At 62.0% G+C, this 17,967-nt stretch carries 21 protein-coding genes and 1 pseudogene; 7 read left to right on the top strand and 15 right to left on the bottom strand.

Annotated elements, in window-relative coordinates:
- Window positions 1–265 precede the first annotated feature (265 nt).
- Window positions 266–897, bottom strand: a pseudogene (locus NA645_RS00860) (hypothetical protein).
- Between the two features lie 164 nt (window positions 898–1,061).
- Window positions 1,062–2,264, bottom strand: a complete 1,203-nt coding sequence (locus tag NA645_RS00855; protein ID WP_256047072.1) for a CaiB/BaiF CoA transferase family protein — start codon at window positions 2,262–2,264, stop codon at window positions 1,062–1,064.
- A gap of 517 nt (window positions 2,265–2,781) precedes the next feature.
- Here NA645_RS00855 and tcdA point away from each other — a divergent pair.
- Together tcdA and NA645_RS00845 are read left to right on the top strand one after the other, a co-directional pair.
- On the top strand, window positions 2,782–3,591 hold the full coding sequence (gene tcdA / locus NA645_RS00850; protein ID WP_256047071.1) for a tRNA cyclic N6-threonylcarbamoyladenosine(37) synthase TcdA: 810 nt from the start codon (window positions 2,782–2,784) through the stop codon (window positions 3,589–3,591).
- Window positions 3,592–3,675: 84 nt separating this feature from the next.
- Window positions 3,676–4,188 carry a methyltransferase family protein gene (locus NA645_RS00845; protein WP_256047069.1) on the top strand — a complete coding sequence of 171 codons (513 nt, stop codon included), beginning with the start codon at window positions 3,676–3,678 and terminating at the stop codon, window positions 4,186–4,188.
- Between the two features lie 256 nt (window positions 4,189–4,444).
- On the opposite strand, the gene NA645_RS00840 is transcribed toward NA645_RS00845, so the two are convergent.
- The 5 genes from NA645_RS00840 to NA645_RS00820 all read right to left on the bottom strand — a co-directional run bounded on the left by NA645_RS00840 (window position 4,445) and on the right by NA645_RS00820 (window position 8,009).
- Complete coding sequence (locus tag NA645_RS00840; RefSeq protein ID WP_256047068.1) at window positions 4,445–4,858, bottom strand: SufE family protein; 414 nt, start codon at window positions 4,856–4,858, stop codon at window positions 4,445–4,447.
- The gene (locus tag NA645_RS00835) at window positions 4,855–6,057 is read right to left on the bottom strand and encodes an aminotransferase class V-fold PLP-dependent enzyme (protein ID WP_256047067.1); all 1,203 of its coding nucleotides are present in this window, start codon (window positions 6,055–6,057) and stop codon (window positions 4,855–4,857) included. The genes NA645_RS00840 and NA645_RS00835 overlap by 4 nt, the downstream gene beginning before the upstream one ends.
- Before the next feature lie 85 nt (window positions 6,058–6,142).
- Window positions 6,143–7,177, bottom strand: coding sequence for a 2,3,4,5-tetrahydropyridine-2,6-dicarboxylate N-succinyltransferase (dapD, locus tag NA645_RS00830; protein ID WP_256047066.1), 1,035 nt, complete (start codon window positions 7,175–7,177; stop codon window positions 6,143–6,145).
- Between the two features lie 42 nt (window positions 7,178–7,219).
- Complete coding sequence (locus NA645_RS00825; RefSeq protein WP_256047065.1) at window positions 7,220–7,591, bottom strand: ArsC family reductase; 372 nt, start codon at window positions 7,589–7,591, stop codon at window positions 7,220–7,222.
- Between the two features lie 85 nt (window positions 7,592–7,676).
- Window positions 7,677–8,009 carry a thioredoxin family protein gene (locus NA645_RS00820; RefSeq protein ID WP_256047064.1) on the bottom strand — a complete coding sequence of 111 codons (333 nt, stop codon included), beginning with the start codon at window positions 8,007–8,009 and terminating at the stop codon, window positions 7,677–7,679.
- 139 nt (window positions 8,010–8,148) lie between these two features.
- Between NA645_RS00820 and NA645_RS00815 the strand changes: the two genes are divergently transcribed.
- Window positions 8,149–8,394 carry a hypothetical protein gene (locus NA645_RS00815; protein ID WP_256047063.1) on the top strand — a complete coding sequence of 82 codons (246 nt, stop codon included), beginning with the start codon at window positions 8,149–8,151 and terminating at the stop codon, window positions 8,392–8,394.
- Window positions 8,395–8,404: 10 nt separating this feature from the next.
- The gene (locus NA645_RS00810) at window positions 8,405–8,551 is read left to right on the top strand and encodes a hypothetical protein (RefSeq protein ID WP_256047062.1); all 147 of its coding nucleotides are present in this window, start codon (window positions 8,405–8,407) and stop codon (window positions 8,549–8,551) included.
- 40 nt (window positions 8,552–8,591) lie between these two features.
- Here the strand turns inward: NA645_RS00810 and dapC are convergent, their stop codons facing one another.
- Genes dapC through purM form a run of 5 tightly spaced genes read right to left on the bottom strand, consistent with a single transcriptional unit; the run spans window position 8,592 to window position 12,992 of the window.
- Window positions 8,592–9,788, bottom strand: a complete 1,197-nt coding sequence (gene dapC, locus NA645_RS00805) for a succinyldiaminopimelate transaminase (protein WP_256047061.1) — start codon at window positions 9,786–9,788, stop codon at window positions 8,592–8,594.
- Between the two features lie 50 nt (window positions 9,789–9,838).
- Complete coding sequence (locus NA645_RS00800; protein WP_256047060.1) at window positions 9,839–10,501, bottom strand: COG3650 family protein; 663 nt, start codon at window positions 10,499–10,501, stop codon at window positions 9,839–9,841.
- Window positions 10,502–10,558: 57 nt separating this feature from the next.
- Complete coding sequence (locus NA645_RS00795) at window positions 10,559–11,269, bottom strand: DUF3108 domain-containing protein (RefSeq protein ID WP_256047059.1); 711 nt, start codon at window positions 11,267–11,269, stop codon at window positions 10,559–10,561.
- 8 nt (window positions 11,270–11,277) lie between these two features.
- Window positions 11,278–11,931, bottom strand: coding sequence for a phosphoribosylglycinamide formyltransferase (gene purN / locus NA645_RS00790; protein WP_256047058.1), 654 nt, complete (start codon window positions 11,929–11,931; stop codon window positions 11,278–11,280).
- The gene (purM, locus tag NA645_RS00785) at window positions 11,931–12,992 is read right to left on the bottom strand and encodes a phosphoribosylformylglycinamidine cyclo-ligase (RefSeq protein ID WP_256047273.1); all 1,062 of its coding nucleotides are present in this window, start codon (window positions 12,990–12,992) and stop codon (window positions 11,931–11,933) included. Before purM ends, purN begins: the two co-directional genes overlap by 1 nt.
- Window positions 12,993–13,314: 322 nt before the next feature.
- Between purM and NA645_RS00780 the strand changes: the two genes are divergently transcribed.
- The 3 genes from NA645_RS00780 to hda all read left to right on the top strand — a co-directional run bounded on the left by NA645_RS00780 (window position 13,315) and on the right by hda (window position 16,369).
- Window positions 13,315–14,448: a DUF2066 domain-containing protein gene (locus tag NA645_RS00780; protein ID WP_256047057.1), complete on the top strand. Its 1,134-nt coding sequence runs from the start codon at window positions 13,315–13,317 to the stop codon at window positions 14,446–14,448.
- A 122-nt stretch (window positions 14,449–14,570) separates the two neighbouring features.
- Window positions 14,571–15,668 (top strand): AI-2E family transporter, encoded by a 1,098-nt coding sequence (locus NA645_RS00775; protein WP_256047055.1) that lies wholly within the window; start codon window positions 14,571–14,573, stop codon window positions 15,666–15,668.
- Window positions 15,665–16,369, top strand: coding sequence for a DnaA regulatory inactivator Hda (gene hda / locus NA645_RS00770; RefSeq protein WP_256047054.1), 705 nt, complete (start codon window positions 15,665–15,667; stop codon window positions 16,367–16,369). The genes NA645_RS00775 and hda overlap by 4 nt, the downstream gene beginning before the upstream one ends.
- Window positions 16,370–16,572: 203 nt before the next feature.
- Here the strand turns inward: hda and NA645_RS00765 are convergent, their stop codons facing one another.
- The 3 genes from NA645_RS00765 to arsC are packed head-to-tail and all read right to left on the bottom strand — an operon-like array spanning window position 16,573 to window position 17,931.
- Window positions 16,573–16,983, bottom strand: a complete 411-nt coding sequence (locus tag NA645_RS00765) for a DUF2069 domain-containing protein (RefSeq protein ID WP_256047053.1) — start codon at window positions 16,981–16,983, stop codon at window positions 16,573–16,575.
- On the bottom strand, window positions 16,976–17,581 hold the full coding sequence (gene wrbA / locus NA645_RS00760) for an NAD(P)H:quinone oxidoreductase (RefSeq protein WP_256047051.1): 606 nt from the start codon (window positions 17,579–17,581) through the stop codon (window positions 16,976–16,978). Before wrbA ends, NA645_RS00765 begins: the two co-directional genes overlap by 8 nt.
- Window positions 17,578–17,931: an arsenate reductase (glutaredoxin) gene (gene arsC, locus NA645_RS00755; RefSeq protein ID WP_256047050.1), complete on the bottom strand. Its 354-nt coding sequence runs from the start codon at window positions 17,929–17,931 to the stop codon at window positions 17,578–17,580. Before arsC ends, wrbA begins: the two co-directional genes overlap by 4 nt.
- Window positions 17,932–17,967 lie beyond the last annotated feature (36 nt).

Genomic DNA, 17,967 nt, shown 5'->3' with positions numbered 1-17,967 from the left:
CGATGGATGCTGGACGTGCTGGCACAGCGGCTCAAGGCCGCGAAAGGGGGCATATCACTGGTTTGGTACTGCTGCGTGAGGTAGCGAGCAGCGAAGATAGCCGTCTGAGTAAGGGATGGCTCTGTTGGGTGGAGCCGGGCTTGGCTGTGGCTTTCAGGGCCGAAGACAGCTGGCCTTGAAGCGGGTCTCTCGCATCAAAGCGCTGGGACCCGAGGTAGGCAGTGGGAGGCGGCATTCTAAGCAACCGTTGCGTCCGCTATTGGGTTTACTGAACAGCTTCCTCCTGCATCCACTTCGGCTTCGGATAACGACGGTCCCGATTTCCCAGCTTTGAGGGCGGCTCCCGGTATGTCATGGCCGACCAGTTCCGGCAGGCCAGCGGTGCACGGCAGCAGTTTGTCCAGATCGACGCCGGTATCCATGCTCATGCGCTGGAACATGTGCACCATTTCCTCGGTGCTGATATTGCCGCTGGCGCCGGGTGCGTAGGGGCAGCCACCGAGGCCGCCGAGCGAGGCGTCGAAGCGGTCAATACCTGCGCGCATCGCAGCCAGGGCGTTGGCCAGGCCCATGCCGCGTGTGTTGTGGAAGTGCGCGGTGAACGCTGCTTCCGGCCAGTTGCTCAAGTTTTTACGGCAGATGCGCCCCATTGGCATTCCTACGCAGAGCGTGGGAGCCATAAGATGCCCGTTGGGTAGCGAGTCGCTGGTGGGCTAAAGCCCACCCTACGATTGCTGGCGTTCGGCGGATACCGCTCATGACTTCTTCGGCATCGCGCAAATTGGGGATGGCTTTGGGCGAGGTAAAAGAGGTGACCTCGATCTTCGCCAACCCGGTTTCGGAGAGGCGATCGATCAACGCGATCTTGTCTTCGGTGGGGATGAAGTTCGGTTCGATCTGAAAGCCATCGCGAGTGGCGACGTCCTAGATGTAGAGGCGTTTGGTCATTGGCCCTCCGAATTTGCATGTGTCTGGTAGTAGGGTTCGCGAGCAAGCTCGCTCCTACAAGAGCGGCGGACGGCCGCATCCCGTAGGGGCGAGCTTGCTCGCGAACAGTCGCATCAAACGATCCCGCGCTCGCGCAGCCCGCGGACTTGCTCGTCTGTCAGGCCAAGCCCGGCCAGTACGTCTTCGGTGTGTTCACCCAGCTGAGGGCCTCCGGTGCCGATGCGGCCCGGGGTGCGGCTGAGTTTGGGCAGCACGCCTGGCACCTTGAGCGGGCCGGCGAAGGTTTGTACTTGCTCGATCATCTGCCGCGTCAGGTAGTGCGGGTCCTTGACGATATCGGCGGCGGTATACGGATAGCCGGCCGGGACGCGTGCCTCTTTGAGCGCTTCGATCACCTCGTCGCGACTGTGCCGCGCGGTCCACTCACCGATGGCGGCATCGATCAGTTCGGCATGCTGGGCGCGACCGTCGTTGTGGGCGAAACGCGAGTCGTCGGCCAGGTCCTGGCGCCCCATCAACGTCATCAACCGCTTGTAAATGCTGTCGCCATTGCCGGCGATCAGCACGTAGGCGCCGTCATTGCACAGGTAGGAGTTTGACGGCGTGATACCGGGCAGGGCGCTGCCGGCTGGCTCGCGGATATAGCCGAAGGCGTCGTACTCGGGCACCAGACTTTCCATCATGGCGAATACCGATTCGTACAACGCAACATCGATTTCCTGACCCTTGCCGCTGCGGTGGCGTTCCTGCAGGGCGAGCAGCACACCGATCACACCATAGAGCGAGGACAGCGAATCACCAATGCTCACACCTACACGCACCGGCGGTTGGCCCGGATAGCCGGACAGATGCCGTAGGCCGCCCATGGCCTCGCCGATTACGCCAAAGCCGAGCAGGTCGCGGTACGGGCCGGTTTGGCCGTAGCCGGAGATGCGCAGCATGATGAGACGCGGGTTGAGTTTGGCCAGTTCGTCCCAGCCAAGGCCCCAGCCTTCGAGGGTGCCGGGGCGGAAGTTTTCCACTAGCACGTCGGCCTCGGATACCAGCTGGCGGACAATCTGCTGACCTTCGGCGGCTTTCAAATCGAGGGTTATCGATCGCTTGTTGCGTGACTGCACATGCCACCAGAGCGAGGTGCCATCCTTGAGCTTGCGCCATTTGCGCAATGGATCACCGACACCTGGCGGCTCGATTTTGATCACATCGGCACCGAACTCGCCGAGCATTTTGCTGGCGAAGGGGCCAGCGATCAGCTGGCCCATCTCGATGACCTTGAGGCCTTGCAGCGGCAAGCTGTTTTCTTTCTTTTCGTTCATCACAACACCTGTGCCGGGTCGATTCATGTGGGGAGGATGACCGAGAGCCGCCACCGGGACAATTACCAAGCATGGTTTCGCAGAGTGCCCAGGCTATCGGTTGATGTCTTTTAAAACGGGGCGGTCTACCGCAGGGGTAGTGCAGGCCTCGGTTCGGACGGGTGTGGTTATCGCGGGAAGCGATCCAGGCCTCGGTTTGCATAGGAGGCCCGCCCACGGGGCGAGGTGTTTCTACTCTGCCGGTGAGCTATCGAACGCCACCGGTTTTCGAATGGTAATCAGGCGCGCGACGATCTTGAGCCCATTCGCCGCGAGCGCGCGCCTCCTAGAGGATTTGTGCAGGTTTTGGCGTTAGTGGCGGGCGTCGTTGTTGCAAGAGTGGCGCAGGCTTAGATTTGACATACAAGGCCCGCCCTCGGGCGAAGCTTTCAGTAGGGCTGTCACAGCTGACGTTACGGGCTGGGATCGAGGTGAATACCAGCCCTATAATCGCGCAATGTTCTTCTGGGGTATCGACATGGCTATCGACGATCAGCGGTTTGGCGGCATCGCACGCCTTTACGGCGCCGCCGGGCTAGAGCGCTTGGCGGCGGCGCATGTCGCTGTTGTCGGGATCGGCGGGGTTGGTTCCTGGGCGGCCGAGGCGCTGGCGCGTAGCGGGGTCGGCGAGATCAGTCTGTTCGATCTGGATGATGTCTGCATTACCAACACCAACCGGCAGGTGCACGCGTTGGAAGGTGCCGTGGGCAAACCCAAAGTCGATGAGATGGCGGCGCGGATCAGGGCGATTAACCCGGCCTGCGTAGTGCATGCCGTTGCCGACTTCGTCACGCGCGACACCATGGCCGAATACATCACCGAGCAGATGGATTGCGTCATCGACTGCATCGACAGCGTGCCGGCCAAGGCCGCGTTGATCGCCTGGTGCAAGCGACGCAAGATTCAGATCATCGCCACGGGCGGCGCGGGCGGGCAGGTGGATCCGACGCAGATCCAGGTTGCCGATCTGAACAAGACCTTCAACGATCCGCTGGCAGCCAAGGTGCGTTCCCTGCTGCGGCGCGAATACAATTTTTCCCGCACGCCGGGCCGCACCTACAGTGTGCCCTGCGTGTTCTCCACCGAGCAGCTGCGCTATCCCAAGCCGGATGGCGGGGTCTGCCAGAGCAAGAGTTTTGTGGGCGAGGGGGTGAAGCTCGACTGCGCTGGCGGTTTCGGCGCGGCGATGATGGTCACCGCCAGCTTCGGTCTGGTGGCGGCGGCGCGCGCCGTCGACAAGTTGGTGGCGGGAGCACGGCGGCCGGCGGAGCGTGCGCCGATAGGCTAGTCCTGAAGCTGTTGCCCTCGTCGAAGGCGAACCGGAGCGCTGCGCTTGTTGTCCCTAGACTGAGACGGATCGGACGCCATACAAGTGAAAAAGCTGCTCGGCAAAATCGATACCCTGATCTACCTGATCGTTGGCCCGTTCGGCGTGCTCTATGTATTCCCGCGTTTCTTTCTACAACTGGAACAGCAACTGGGTATCGAGCTGCCGCGCCTGGCAGTTCTGAAATACGCCGGCGTCACGCTGATGAATCTGGGAGGGCTGCTGGCGATTATCTGCGCGCTGATGATGTACCGGCATGGCAAGGGAACGGTCAGCCCGCTCTCCGGACCGAAGGCCCTGTTGCGAGGCGGCCCGTACGGATTGGTCAGGCATCCGATGATGTGGTCAGGCACTTTCGTGCTGATCGGCCTGATGTTGATCTACAGTTCGCCGCTGCTGGCGGTGTGGCTGGCGATCTGGAGCCGCTTCGCCGCGGTGTATATCGCGCGTTATGAAGAGCCCTACCTGGAATCGGTGTTCGGTGAGCAGTATCGCGATTACTGCCGACGAACGCCGCGTTGGTTTCCCTGGCGCTCAGCGGCACGGGAGTCTGGGTAAGTACTGCATTTCGGCTCGAAAGAACGGTGTCTTCCCGCGACGCGGCTCCCTCCGTAGAGGTCGGCGTACTGCATGGCAGTTGCCACACCGAGCGACTATGTTCGCGAGCAAGCTCGCTCCTACAGTTCAGTGTCCGGGCTCAGCATCGTGCGCGTCGATCGCCCTGTAGGAGCCAGCTTGCTGGCGATTCGCTGCTACGTCGAACCGGCATGATCGTGAGCAAGCTCGCTCTTACAAGAGCGCAAGAACGATACACCTAGCTTTGCCGGCTCAACTCGCGCATGCGCGCCAATACTGCGTTCATGCCGTTGCTGCGCGAAGGCGATAGCTGCCGCGACAGGCCGAGCTGATCGAACCACTCTGCGATGTCGAGCTGCCGCAGCTGAGCAGCGTCGAGTCCGTTGACGCGCACTAGGAGAACGGCCAGTAGCCCGCGTAGCAGGCGCGCCTCGCTGGTGCCGCGGAAATATAAGAGATTTCCCTGCCGCTCGCCGATCAACCACAACTTGCTCTCGCAGCCTGCCACTTGGTTGGTCTCGTTGCGTTCGAGTTCGCTGAGCGGCTCGAGCCGATCGCCCCACTGCATCAGCAACCGCGCGCGCTGTTCCCAGCCGGCAGCCTGTTGAAAGCCGAGCAGGGCTTCGCTAGCAGAGGGAGGCAGTTCGCTCATCGCAGGATTTCCAGCGCCTGATCCAGTGCTGCGAAGAAGCGCTCCAGATCGGTGCCGTCGTTGTACAGCCCGAGCGATACGCGGATGGCGCCATCGATTCCCAGGGCTTTCAACAGCGGCTGTGCGCAATGGGTCCCGCTGCGTATGGCGATGCCTTGTTCGGTGAGCAGGTGCGCCAGATCACCGTGATGAATGTCGTCCACGGTGAAGCTGGCCAGCGCCAACTGCGGTTCGCCCAGCAGTCGCACGCCTTCACGGATCGCGAGACCCGCCAGTAAATGTTTATGCAGTGCTTGTTCATGGTCAGCAACTGCCGTTGCGTCCAGTCTGGACAGATAATCCAGCGTCGCACCGAGCCCGATGACCGCCCCGATGGGCGGCGTACCGGCCTCGAAACCCAGTGGTGCGGCATGGAATTCGGCGTGCTGGAAATCGGCGACGCGGACCATCTCGCCGCCGTATTGCCAGTGCCTGAGCTTGAGCAATGACTCGCCGCGCCCGTAAAGCGCGCCGACGCCTTCCGGCCCGTAGAGCTTGTGGCTGGAGAGTACATAGAAGTCGCAGGCCAGCGTCTGCATGTCGTGCCGGCCGTGGACCACGCCTTGGGCGCCGTCGACGATCGTTAGCGCGCCGTGAGCCTTGGCCAGTGGCAACAACTCGGCGAGCGGTTGCCAGGCCCCAAGTACATTGGACAGCTGGCTGACGGCAAGCAGACGAGTTCTTGGTCCGATAAGGCTGGCAGCAGCGTGCAGGTCGATCACGCCGCGATGATCCAGCGGTAGCACCACCAGCCTGGCATTGCGCCGTTTTGCCAGCTGCTGCCAGGGCAACAAGTTGGCGTGATGCTCCAGCGCGCTGACGACGATCTCGTCATCCGCTTCGATCAACGGTTCGAGGCCATAGGCGAGCAGGTTGAGCGCTTCGGTAGCACCACGGGTAAACACGATTTCGGTAGGGCAGGCTGCGTTAAGCCATCGCGCGACTTTGATCCGTGAATCCTCGAAAGCGCGGGTGGCACGTTCGGCCGGTTGATGCTGAGCGCGGTGAACGTTGGCAGTGCCGCAGGTGTAATAACCGGTCAGCGCATCGATCAATGCCTGCGGCTTCTGCGCCGTGGCGGCGCTATCGAGGTACGTCTGGCCCTGGGCTTCGAGAACAGCCAGGGCGGGGAAATCGGAACGCCAGGGAGACAAAAGCATAGCGTTAAGCCTGAAGCTGGAAGCTGGAAGCCCAAGCGATGCGCGGTTGCTTCCAGCGTCCGGCTTATGGCTTCCAGCTAAGCGGTCAGTTATGCGCGTGCAGCGCTTCGTTCAGCTCGATCGCGGACTTGTGAGTCTTGCATTCGACCGCGCCGGTCAGCGAGTTGCGGCGGAACAGGAGGTCGGTCTGGTTCGCCAGGTCCCGCCCTTTTACCACCTTGACCAGCTCGCCTTGCTCGTCGAGTAGGTTCACCTTGGTGCCAGCGGTGATGTACAGGCCGGCTTCCACGGTGTTGCGGTCGCCCAGCGGGATGCCGATACCGGCATTAGCACCGATCAGGCAGCCTTCACCTACGGAAATGACGATGTTGCCGCCGCCGGACAGGGTGCCCATGGTCGAACAGCCGCCGCCGAGGTCCGAGCCCTTGCCGACGAACACGCCGGCCGAGACGCGGCCTTCGATCATGCCTGGGCCTTCGGTGCCGGCGTTGAAGTTGATGAAGCCCTCATGCATTACGGTCGTGCCTTCGCCCACGTAGGCGCCAAGACGGACGCGTGCGGTGTCGGCGATGCGCACGCCAGCCGGGACCACGTAATCGGTCATCTTCGGGAATTTGTCGACGGAGACGACTTCCAGCAGGTAGCCCTTCAGGCGTGCTTCCAGTTGACGCTCGGCCAGTTCGGCCAGATCCACCGCGCCCTGGTTGGTCCAGGCGACGTTGGGCAGCAGCGGGAAGATGCCGGCGAGGTTCAGGTCGTGAGGCTTGACCAGGCGATGGGAGATCAGATGCAGCTTGAGGTAGGCCTCAGGGGTCGAGGCCAGCGCGGCGTCTTCGGCAAGCAGTGTGACCACCAGCGGGCGCTGGCTTTCGGCCAGGCGGGTAAGCAGTGCGTGCTGGGTGCTGTCGATCGATTTGATCGCATCCGCCAGTTGCGCGGCCTGGCTGGTGGTTATGGTGATGGCTTGGTTGCCACCTTCGTAGCCGAGCAGCGGGGCGATGGCGGCAACCAATTCGCCGGCCGGTTGCAGCAACGGCTGCGCGTAGAAGACTTCCAGCCAGCTGCCCTGACGGTTCTGTGTGCCGACGCCGAACGCCAGGCTGAATAGGTTTTTGCTCATAGGGAATCCTTTTATCAATCACGCTCGTCCTGCGAGCGGGTCTCAGTTCTTGGCTGCCAGCTCGGCAGCGTAAATATCCGGCTTGAAGCCAATCAGCGTCTTGTCGCCCAAATCGAAGACGGGGCGCTTGATCATCGATGGCTGGGCCAGCATCAGCTCAATGGCCTTGGCTTGGTCAAGATCAGCTTTCTGCACATCGTCCAGCTTGCGGAAGGTGGTGCCAGCACGGTTGAGTACGGTCTGCCAGCCATGTTCATTGCACCAAGCTTCCAGGTGGGCGCGGTCGATGCCGGCGCTCTTGTAGTCATGGAACTCATAGCTCAAGCCCTGCTGGTCGAGCCAGGTACGGGCCTTTTTCATGGTGTCGCACGCCTTGATGCCGTACAGACAGAGTCCTTTGTGTTGATCGGGCATAACAGCTCCGCATTCTCCGGCCAAACTGGACCGCGGATTATGCCACGATGAACATGAACCTGCCGCTTTGAGCCGCCTGGACGCTTCAGCTTGCGGAGTTGTCCGCCTGGCACAGCAGGTCCTCGATGGCCTGGGTGCTGGTTGGCCGCACCACGCGGCCGAGTTCTTCGCCTTGGCGCATGAGAATCAGCGTGGGCCATAGCTTGACGCGAAACGACCTTCCCAGCGGGCGGCCCGGACCGTCCTCGATCTTCAAATGGCGCAGTGAACGTCCGGCCATGGCGGTAGCCAGCGGCGGTTGCGCCGCACGGCAATGACCACACCAGTCGGTACCGAATTCGAGCAGGGTGAAACCTTCTAGATCGTCGACTTCGTCTCGCGAAGGTGCGCTGGCTGTGTAGGTTTCATTCATGGGCATGGCCGGCCTCCTGAGCGTCACTGTTAAGAGTGGGAGTCGCCGCGGCGGTCATCGGTTCAGCCGCTAGATCGCAAAGCGATTCGACCTTTTTCAGGCCGTGCGTTGTCCATTGTTCACAATCGCAACGATGAGGTCATGTATGGCACGCAAGCATTTCGAAAACCATGAGGCCATTTCGTCCGCCGTTCCTGCCGATGATGGATTCGAGGCGGTGATTGCGGTGAAGCTTCGTGATACCGACGACACTGCCCGAATATTCAAAGTCGCCAACGGCCGGCATTACGACCTCGCGTCCGAGGCTGAAGTAGCAGCCGAGGCGGCGCTGACCAAGGTCAGGGAGGTCAGCAACGACGGTGAGCTGATATGGGAAGAGAACGCAATCTGAGGAGAGCGCCATGAACGAGCCCGAAAAGCCCGATGTGGGGGAGCATGATGAGCGCGAAGAACCCATCACGGCGGACATTCCGGAGCACATGAAGCCGGAAAATCTTGAGAAACTGCGCGACTACGGCAAGGACATGATTCCGCCAGGTGTCGCCTGAAAGAGGCCGGACGCCGCCGCGTCCGGCTCCGGCTCTGCCTTCAAAGCGTGGCGATAAACGCGCGGATGCGCTCGGCTGCTTCGACGCAATCAGCGAGCGGCGCCACCAGCGCCATGCGAACCCGATCCTTGCCAGGGCTGACGCCGTCGACTTCTCGTGACAGATAGGACCCTGGCACCACCGTCACATGTTCGTGGGCAAACAGCTCGCGAGTGAATTGCTGGCCGTCGATGGGCGTTTTCGGCCACAGGTAGAACCCGCCATCGGGGCGCTGTACATCCATCACCGGCGTGAGGATGTCCAGAACCGCATCGAACTTCTCGCGGTACATCTGGCGATTGGCCTGGACATGCGCCTCGTCGTTCCAGGCGGCGATGCTTGCGAGTTGGGTCTGCACCGGCATGGCGCAGCCATGATAGGTGCGGTAGAGCAGAAAGGCCTTGAGAATGTCCGCATCCCCGGCAACAAATCCGGAGCGCAGCCCCGGTAGATTCGAGCGCTTGGACAGGCTGTGGAACACCACGCAGCGTTTGAAATCGTTACGGCCCAGCGCGGCGCATGCGGTCAGCAATCCGGCAGGCGGATGTTCCTCATTGAAGTAAAGCTCGCTATAGCACTCGTCGGCGGCGATGACGAAATCATGCTCGTCGGCCAGCGCGATCAGCTTCTTCAGCGTGTCCAGCGGCACCAGCGCGCCGGTGGGGTTGCCCGGCGAGCAGAGAAACAGGATTTGCGTGCGCTGCCAGATATCGGCCGGAACGGCGTCGAAATCCGGATTGAACCCATTCTCGGCGGTACAGGGCAGGTAATGCGGTGTGGCGCCGGCCAGAAGCGCCGCGCCTTCATAGATCTGATAGAACGGATTGGGGCTGAGCACCAGCGCGTCCGCGCTGCGGTTGACGACGGCCTGGGTGAACGCAAACAAGGCTTCGCGGGTGCCATTGACCGGTAGCACATGGCGCGCCGGATCGAGGCTGTCGGCTGCCACGCCGAAGCGACGTTCGCACCAGCGTGCGATGGACTCGCGCAGCTCGGGGATGCCGAGGGTGGACGGATATACGGCCAACTGATCGAGGCTGGTAGTCAGCGCCTGGGCAACGAAATCGGGCGATGGATGTTTCGGTTCGCCGATCGATAAAGCGATAGCGCGCTTTTCGCTCGGCGGTTGCACGCCGGCGAGCAGGGCGCGGAGTTTCTCGAACGGATAAGGCTGCAGCAGGGACAGGTCGTTATTCATTGTCGGTCTTCGAAACGTCGGGAAGCGCGCCAGTACGCGCTTCGATAGATTCATTCGTTGCGCGCGCCGCCGTAGTAGGCACAGCCGCGCAGGGTTTGGTCGTCGATACGCAGTTCGGCGGTCAGGTGGCTGATTGCGCCGCTGGCACTGTCGACGCAGCGCTGTGGCGCTACCCAGAGATTGAGGCGCTGGTCATTGGCCTCGCTGCTGAAACTGGTCTGTCCGCCCGGCAGCTGTTCTTCCAGATACGGCACGGCCAGCGGCGTCTCGCCGGGACGTTCGAGCAGCATGCCGTGCGTGGTGATCCTTACGCTCCAGCCTGGCTCGTTGCCACTGGCGCGCAGCGTCAATTGCTTGAATTCGTCTGCGTTGCAGCCAGGACCTTCGGCCTGCAGGCGATAGACCTGTGTCAATTGCAGTTGCCTATCGCCATCTCGCGAAATCAGCATGCCACGTACATCGGCAAACAGCGGTTGTCCGCTGTCGGACATTAGCGCCTGGGCGTCTTCGGGTAGCCCGGTCGCGCCGGCATCGAGCAATGCAACGTGGCGCTCACCCTGGCAGGTGCGCAACGACAGCAACCCATCACGATGTGTGACCTCACCCTGAAGCCGTTCGGTCGGCTGTTTGCGAGGCCCGTCGCTCCAGGGTAACGATTGACAGCCAGCAAAAACCGGCAGCAGGGCAAGCAGCAAGACGCGGGGAAAGGTCATGGTGAGATTCGCTGAAACGGCAGGTGATAACGCGCCGGCTGCCCGGCGCGGTGGCAGTCAGTCACCTTTCACGGCTTTGCCGTCGACGGTGCCTTCTTCGAGCATGATCTGGTATTCCTTGCCGTCTTTTTCCACCTGATGCAGGCGGACCAGCATGTAATCCCAGTCCTTGGCGAACCAGAGGATGGTCTGGCGTTTGCTCTGCGTCGGATCACGCACGCGCTCGACCTTGATGGCATCGATCCGGCCTGCCTTGGTGCTGACCTGCTCGTCGCCGAGCACACGGAAGTCGTAGGTTTCGATTTCATCGCCATCGACGACTTGGTAGCTCATGCTTTTTTCGCCCGCCGCTACAGCCTCCTGAAGTGCGATTTGATAGGTGGACTTGTCCAGCAGGCCGCGGTTGAGGGGCAGCTTGACCGGATCGCCACGGTCTTCGCCAACGACCTGCTTGGCCTGCCAATCGAAATCGTGCTTGATGGTTTTGCCTTTACCCAGGCCGCTGCGCTTGAGGCGATATTTCTGGGGGATGAGGGTTTCGCCCTCGACGCTAAAGGTGCTGCGTTCATTGAAGCTGGCCACCAGCATGGAGGCTTCGAAATCCAGCTGCCAGGTGTTGCCTTCGAGTTTTTCCAGACTGCGATGGGCGGTACCGCTGACAGGCACTTGTTTCCAGTCCGCGGTGTAGCTGGCGGAGAAGGGCTTGAGCTCCAGGGCCTGGGCCGGCAAGGCCAGTACGGCAAGAGCGAGCAGCAAAGCGCGACGCATAAGATCTCCTAGATTCGTATCGGATGGCCGGAAACCGGCAACTGAATGTCGTCAAGCATCGCGCCTTGCTCGGCAAGGCGCAAGCGGCCTTCGGCAAACCAGCGGACGGCCAGCGGATAGATGATGTGCTCGGCTGCGTGCACCCGATCGGTCAGTTCGCCGATGCTTTCGCCGGGCTCGATATTGAGGCTGGCCTGTATTGCCACGGGGCCACCATCGAGCTCTTCGGTGACGAAATGCACGCTGCAGCCGTGCTCATGGTCTCCAGCTTCAAGGGCGCGGCGGTGGGTGTCCAGGCCCTTGTATTTCGGCAGCAGAGACGGGTGGATATTGAGCAGACGGCCCTGGTAATGGCGGACGAAGCTTGATGTAAGGATGCGCATGAAACCGGCTAGTACGACCAGCTGCGGCTTGTGCGTATCGATGATCTCGATCAGCGCGGCGTCGAAGGCTTCGCGATCGGCGAAGTCCTTGTGTTGCACCACGTGAGTGGCAATGCCGGCTGCTTGCGCGCGCTGCAGACCGAATGCGTCGGCGCGATTCGACACGACCGCGCGGATACGCACCGGATTATCTTCACCGAGGCTGTCGATCAGGGCCTGCAAATTGCTGCCGGACCCTGAAATCAGCACCGCGACGTTGCAGGGCGCGCCGAGGCTCATCAGCGTTGTTTCAGATTGTTCAGCACGACACGCTCGGCATCTGCGCCAGCCGAGGCGATCTTGCCGATCACCCATGGGCTTTCGCCGGAGTCACGCAGGTTGCCGAGAACGGTTTCGACCTGATCCTGCGCCACGCAAATGACCATGCCGACGCCGCAGTTGAGCACGCGGTGCATTTCATGCTCGTCGACGTTGCCTTTCTCCTGGAGCCAGTCGAACACCGCCGGACGATTCCAGCTGGCGATATCGAGGACGGCCTGACTGCCTTCAGGCAGTACGCGCGGAATGTTGTCCAGCAGGCCGCCACCGGTGATGTGCGCCATGGCTTTGACCGCGCCGGTGTCATTGATCAGCTTGAGCAGCGGCTTGACGTAGATGCGGGTCGGCGCCATCAGCAGTTCGGTGAGCGGTTTGCCTTCGAGCTGAATGTTCTCGATATCGGCGCCGGCCACTTCGATGATCTTGCGGATCAGCGAATAGCCATTGGAGTGCGGACCGGAGGAGGGCAGGGCGATCAGCGCATCGCCTGCGGTAACCTTCGAGCCGTCGATGATTTCGCTCTTCTCGACCACGCCAACGCAGAAGCCGGCCAGGTCGTAATCTTCGCCTTCGTACATGCCAGGCATTTCGGCGGTCTCGCCGCCAACCAGCGAGCAGCCGGCCAGTTCGCAGCCGGCACCGATGCCGGTAACCACGGTCGCTGCGATATCGACGTTGAGTTTGCCGGTAGCGTAGTAGTCGAGGAAGAACAGCGGCTCGGCTCCGCAGACCACCAGATCGTTGACGCACATGGCCACCAGATCCTGGCCGATGCTGTCGTGCTTGTTCAGATTCAGTGCCAGGCGCAGCTTTGTGCCGACGCCATCGGTTCCGGAGACCAATACTGGCTGCTTGTAACCGGCTGGGATTTCGCAGAGCGCGCCAAAGCCGCCCAGACCGCCCATGACTTCAGGACGCGCGGTACGCTTGGCCACGCCCTTGATGCGTTCGACCAGCGCTTCGCCTGCATCGATGTCGACACCGGCGTCCTTGTAGCTGATGGAGGGTTGCTTGCTCATAATCCGGACCTGTGAAGGAGAGTGCGGGGCGACCGGTGGGACAAGGCTGTTGTCTCGATGCGGCGAGGGCGCCGGACCGGTCTGCGGAAAGCGCGCGATTTTATCAGGCTTGCCGCACAGCGGCCATCCCGCCTGCGGTTACGTGGGGTGGATCGGTCAGGATGCGCTGCAGAGTAGTGATGCCCGACGCGCAACTCCGGAGCGCGGCGGTTGCCGCGGTTCAGACGCCTGTTTAAGGTATAGCGCTTGATTCCCCGTGGCCGAACCCGGTTGTCGTCCTATGACCGGCAGGCTCCCCATGACTGGCCAGCCAGCGAGTATTTCCATGCGCCTCATTCCCCATCTTTTGGCCCTTTGCTGCGTGGTCGTCTCCGCCCACGGCATGGCGGCACCTCTCAGCGATCTATACAAGGTGCGTGAACCGGTTGCCAGCCAGCAGCCGGACGAGCGCGAGGAAGCACTGCGCAAGGCGTTCGATACCCTCGTGCTACGTCTTACGGGTGAGCCAGAAACGGCAGCTGTTGCGCAACTGCGCAGTGATCCGCAGCAGCTGGTCAGCCGCTACGCCTATGAGGGCGATGCCGTTGTGGTGAGCTTCGATCCGGTCACAACCGAGCGCGCGCTGCGGTCCGCGGGGCTGTCGTTGTGGGGAGCTGACCGCCCGAGCATCCTGATCTGGTGGCTGGGCGAGTCGGTCAACGGCACGCATCTGGTCGGTGACGCTCAGGAAGGCTCGTCCGATCTACAAGCAGCCGCCCAGCATCGCGGCTTGCCGCTGCGCCTGCCTCTGGCCGATCTGAGCGAGCAGCTCGCGGCCACTGCCGAGACGGTCGCGGCGAAAGAGCCTGAGGTGCTTCGCGACGTGTCGGAACGTTACGATGCGGATGGCCTGCTGACGGTACTTGCGAAACAGTCCGGCGAAACCTGGGAGGCCAGTTGGCGCCTCTGGGTTGGTGACAAGCAGACGCAAGGTAAGGCGAGCGGCGACAGCCGGGCCGCGGTGGCCGATGCGGTGATGCTGGCGGTCAGCAAGTTTCTCGCACCGCAATACCGCGTGGCGCCGGGCGAGACCGAAGAAATCACGCTTGAAGTGCTGGGTGCCGATGTCGAGCGCTTCGCCGAACTGGATCGCCTGCTCGAGCCATTCGGCGCTCGCCTGATACGGGTCGAAAGCGATCGACTGGTGTACCGCCTCAACGCCAGCCCGGATCAGCTGCGGTCACAGTTGGCCCTGGCACGTTTGCAGGAAGTGCCGGCTGACGAGATCGTTGCGCAGCCGGTCGATACCGGGTTGCCGACGAACGATGCCGACGCACCGCCAATTGATGCGACCGCGCCGGTTTCGGGGAGCGAAGCACCACCGATCGATGCCCAGGCCCCGCTCGAGGAGCCGGACCAGCCTGCCGCTGAGCAACCGTTGCAGCCGGATCAGGGCGAGGTATTGCGCTACCGCTGGTGATGCGCCGCTTTTATCAATGCTGACAAGGCGGGCGCTGCATGTGACGCTCGCTGGTTCATGAATTCTTACCTTTCGCCAGCAATTGCATTGCGGCTCGAATAACGGAGCAAGGCGTCCAGCCCATGACGATTACTCATACCAACCGCTGGCTATGGCTGGCGGCACTGTTGCTGCTTGGCTGGCTGGTCTATCAGCTATCACCCATTCTTTCGCCGTTTCTGGTCGGCATCCTGCTGGCCTACCTGGGCGATCCGCTGGTCGATCGCCTGGAGCGCTGGAAGCTTTCCCGCACCTGGGGCGTGATTCTGGTGTTCGCGCTTTTCACCTTGCTGTGCATGTTGCTGCTACTGGTGTTGGTTCCGATGCTTGGCAAGCAGCTGATGCACCTTTATCAATTGGCGCCTGTGGGGCTCGATTGGCTGCAGATGACGGCGCTGCCCTGGGTACAGATGCAGTTTGGTCTTGACGAAGACTTCTGGCGCTTCGACCAGATCAAGAGCGCATTCACCGCCAATCTCGGCAGTACCAAAGATGTGGTGGCGGTCATTCTCAGTCAGGCGACGGCTTCCAGCATCGCGCTGCTGGCGTGGCTGGCGAATCTGTTGCTGGTGCCGGTGGTGTGCTTTTACCTCCTGCGGGATTGGGATCTGATCATGGCCAAGCTGCGGGCCTTGTTACCGCGGCGCCGGGAAGAGACGGTCATGGCGTTGTTGCGTGAGTGCCATGAGGTGATAGGCGCGTTCCTGCGCGGGCAGCTGCTGGTAATGCTGGCGCTGGCGGTGGTCTATTCCGCCGGCCTCATGCTGGTCGGCGTCGAGCTGGGGCTGTTGATTGGTGTGCTGGCCGGTCTCGCCAGCATTGTGCCCTATATGGGCTTCGTGGTCGGGATCGGCGCGGCAGTCATCGCTGTGCTGTTCCAGTTCGGCCTGGAGCCTTACCCATTGCTGGGTGTCGCTGCGGTGTTCACGGTCGGACAGATGCTCGAAGGCATGCTGTTGACGCCGTTGCTGGTGGGCGATCGCATCGGTCTGCATCCGGTCGCGGTGATTTTCGCGGTGCTGGCGGGTGGTCAGCTGTTCGGTTTTACCGGCGTGTTGCTGGCCTTGCCGGTGGCGGCGGTGATCATGGTTCTGCTGCGCCACGTGCATGATCTCTATAAACTCTCCGACCTTTACGCAGAGCCGCCGGTCGTATCGGTCGACCCACCTAGCCAGACATGAAACCCATCCAGCTTCCCCTTGGCATTCGTCTTCGTGACGACGCCACCTTCGCCAACTTCTATCCGGGCGCCAATGCTGCCGCGTTGGGCTATGTCGAGCGGGTCTGTTCGCCCGAGGCCGGCTGGTCCGATGAGTTGATTTATCTCTGGGGCAATACAGGTGTTGGGCGTAGCCATCTGCTGCAGGCCGCTTGTTTGCGTGTTGAGCAGCGCGGCGAGCTGGCGGTGTACTTGCCGCTCGCCGACGTGGCCGAGTACGGGCCGGCATTGCTGGACAATCTGGAGCAGAGCGAGCTGGTCTGCCTGGATGATGTGGATGCCATAGCCGGCGATCCCGTATGGGAAGAGGCGCTGTTCCACCTGTTTAATCGGCTGCGTGACAGCGGTCGGCGGCTGCTGCTTGCGGCCAGTGCCTCACCGCGGGAAATCGCCGTGCAGCTGCCGGATCTCAAATCGCGCTTGAGCCTCTCGCTGGTATTCCAGCTGCAGGAACTGTCCGACGAGGACAAGCTGCGCGCGCTGCAACTGCGTGCCTCGCGCCGCGGCCTGAACCTGCCGGATGACGTCGGCCGCTTTATCCTCACCCGTGGCGCGCGCAACATGAGTGCGCTGTTCGAATTGCTCGATCAACTCGACCAGGCCTCGCTGCAGGCGCAGCGCAAGCTGACCATTCCGTTTCTCAAGCAAACCCTCGGCTGGTAGTGATTCGGTTGCCAGTGCTACTGGTGGGCTGAAGCCCACCCTACGGAGGAGTGACGAGGGGCCTGTTGTAGGGTGGGCCGGACGGCGTTCCGCGTCAGCCACCCAAAAGCCCGTGTGTGAGATGAAAGTACCAGTTGTAGGGTGGGCTTCAGCCCACCGATACTGCGCAGCGATTCCCTTCCGCGTTCCCATGCCGCCTCAGCTCAGCTTTCACCAGACGCTTTTCGCTCGTACTGATAAGCCCAGCGGGTATAGAGCAGGGCGCTGATGAACAGCGTCAGGCTGATGATCGCTTCCAGCCAGCCATAAACCATCCGCGCGGGGTTGATGGCGGCAAGAACGCCTTGGATGAAGTAAAGGTTGACGATGAAGCACGTCCAGGCGTGAGCGCGTGGGCTGCCGGAAATCATGCCTGGGGCGACCAGCAGTAATGGAATCAGCTGGATGCTGAGTACCACCCAGGTCCGCGCACCGTGGAGGTCGGCGAAGGCCAGATTCCAGATGATCAGCAGCGCTGCAAGGCCAATGAAACTGGCCAGGCTTAGCGCTCGGCTGAGTTTCACCCGTGGGGTCAGCCACTCGAGCGACGGCAGAGGTTTGGGCTTTCTAGCCACGGTCATTCTCCAAACGCTTGGCGGTCTGCGCGAGGCGTAGGCCCAATGCGCGGCAGAGGCTGATTTCATGCTTGTCCAGCAGGCGCTTGCCGTCTGCGCCAGCATGATGGCTGGCCCCATAGGGCGTGCCGCCGCCCTGCGTCTCGAGCAACGCGTTTTCGCTGTATGGCAGGCCGAGTACCAGCATTCCGTGGTGCAACAAGGGCAACAGCATGGATAGCAGGGTCGATTCCTGACCGCCATGGAGGCTGGAGGTCGAGGTGAAGACGCCGGCGGGTTTGCCCACGAGTTCGCCGGTCAGCCAGAGCCCGCTGGTGCCGTCGAGAAAGTACTTCAGCGGGGCGGCCATATTGCCGAAGCGGGTCGGACTGCCGAGCGCCAGGCCGGAACAGTTCTTCAAGTCGTCGAGCGTCGCGTAGACCGCGCCCTCTACCGGGATCGCTGGCGCTACCGCCTCGCATTCGGCGGAAACGGCCGGCACGGTGCGTAGCCGGGCTTCGAGCCCGGCCTGTTCGACGCCACGTGCGATCTGTCGCGCCATCTCGGCGGTGGCACCGTGGCGGCTGTAATACAGCACCAGAACGTAGGGTGCGCTCATGGCAGGATCTCCAGCACCTTCTCGGGCGGACGGCCGATCACCGCCACATCGCCGACAACCAGGATCGGTCGTTCGATCAGTTTTGGATGAGCGACCATCGCATCGATAATTTCGGCATCGCTGAGAGCAGGGTTGGCCAGGTCGAGGGTCTTGTATTCCTCTTCGCCGCTGCGCAGCAGTTGTCTCGGCCCGACGCTCAGGCGTGCAAGTATCAGCTTGAGTTCGTCGGCGGTGGGGGGCGTTTCCAGATAGCGGACGACCGTGGGGTTCAGGCCGCGTTGTTCGAGCAATTCCAGCGCGCCGCGCGATTTCGAGCAGCGTGGATTGTGATAAAGGGTCAGTTCGGTCATTTGTGGTTGCTTCACGCCAGGGTAGGTGGCCATTCT

Source organism: Stutzerimonas stutzeri, from assembly GCF_024448955.1.
Taxonomy (GTDB): domain Bacteria; phylum Pseudomonadota; class Gammaproteobacteria; order Pseudomonadales; family Pseudomonadaceae; genus Stutzerimonas; species Stutzerimonas stutzeri_AQ.
The sequence above is the reverse complement of the archived record's forward strand: the minus strand, read 5'-3'. Positions and strand labels throughout refer to the sequence as shown.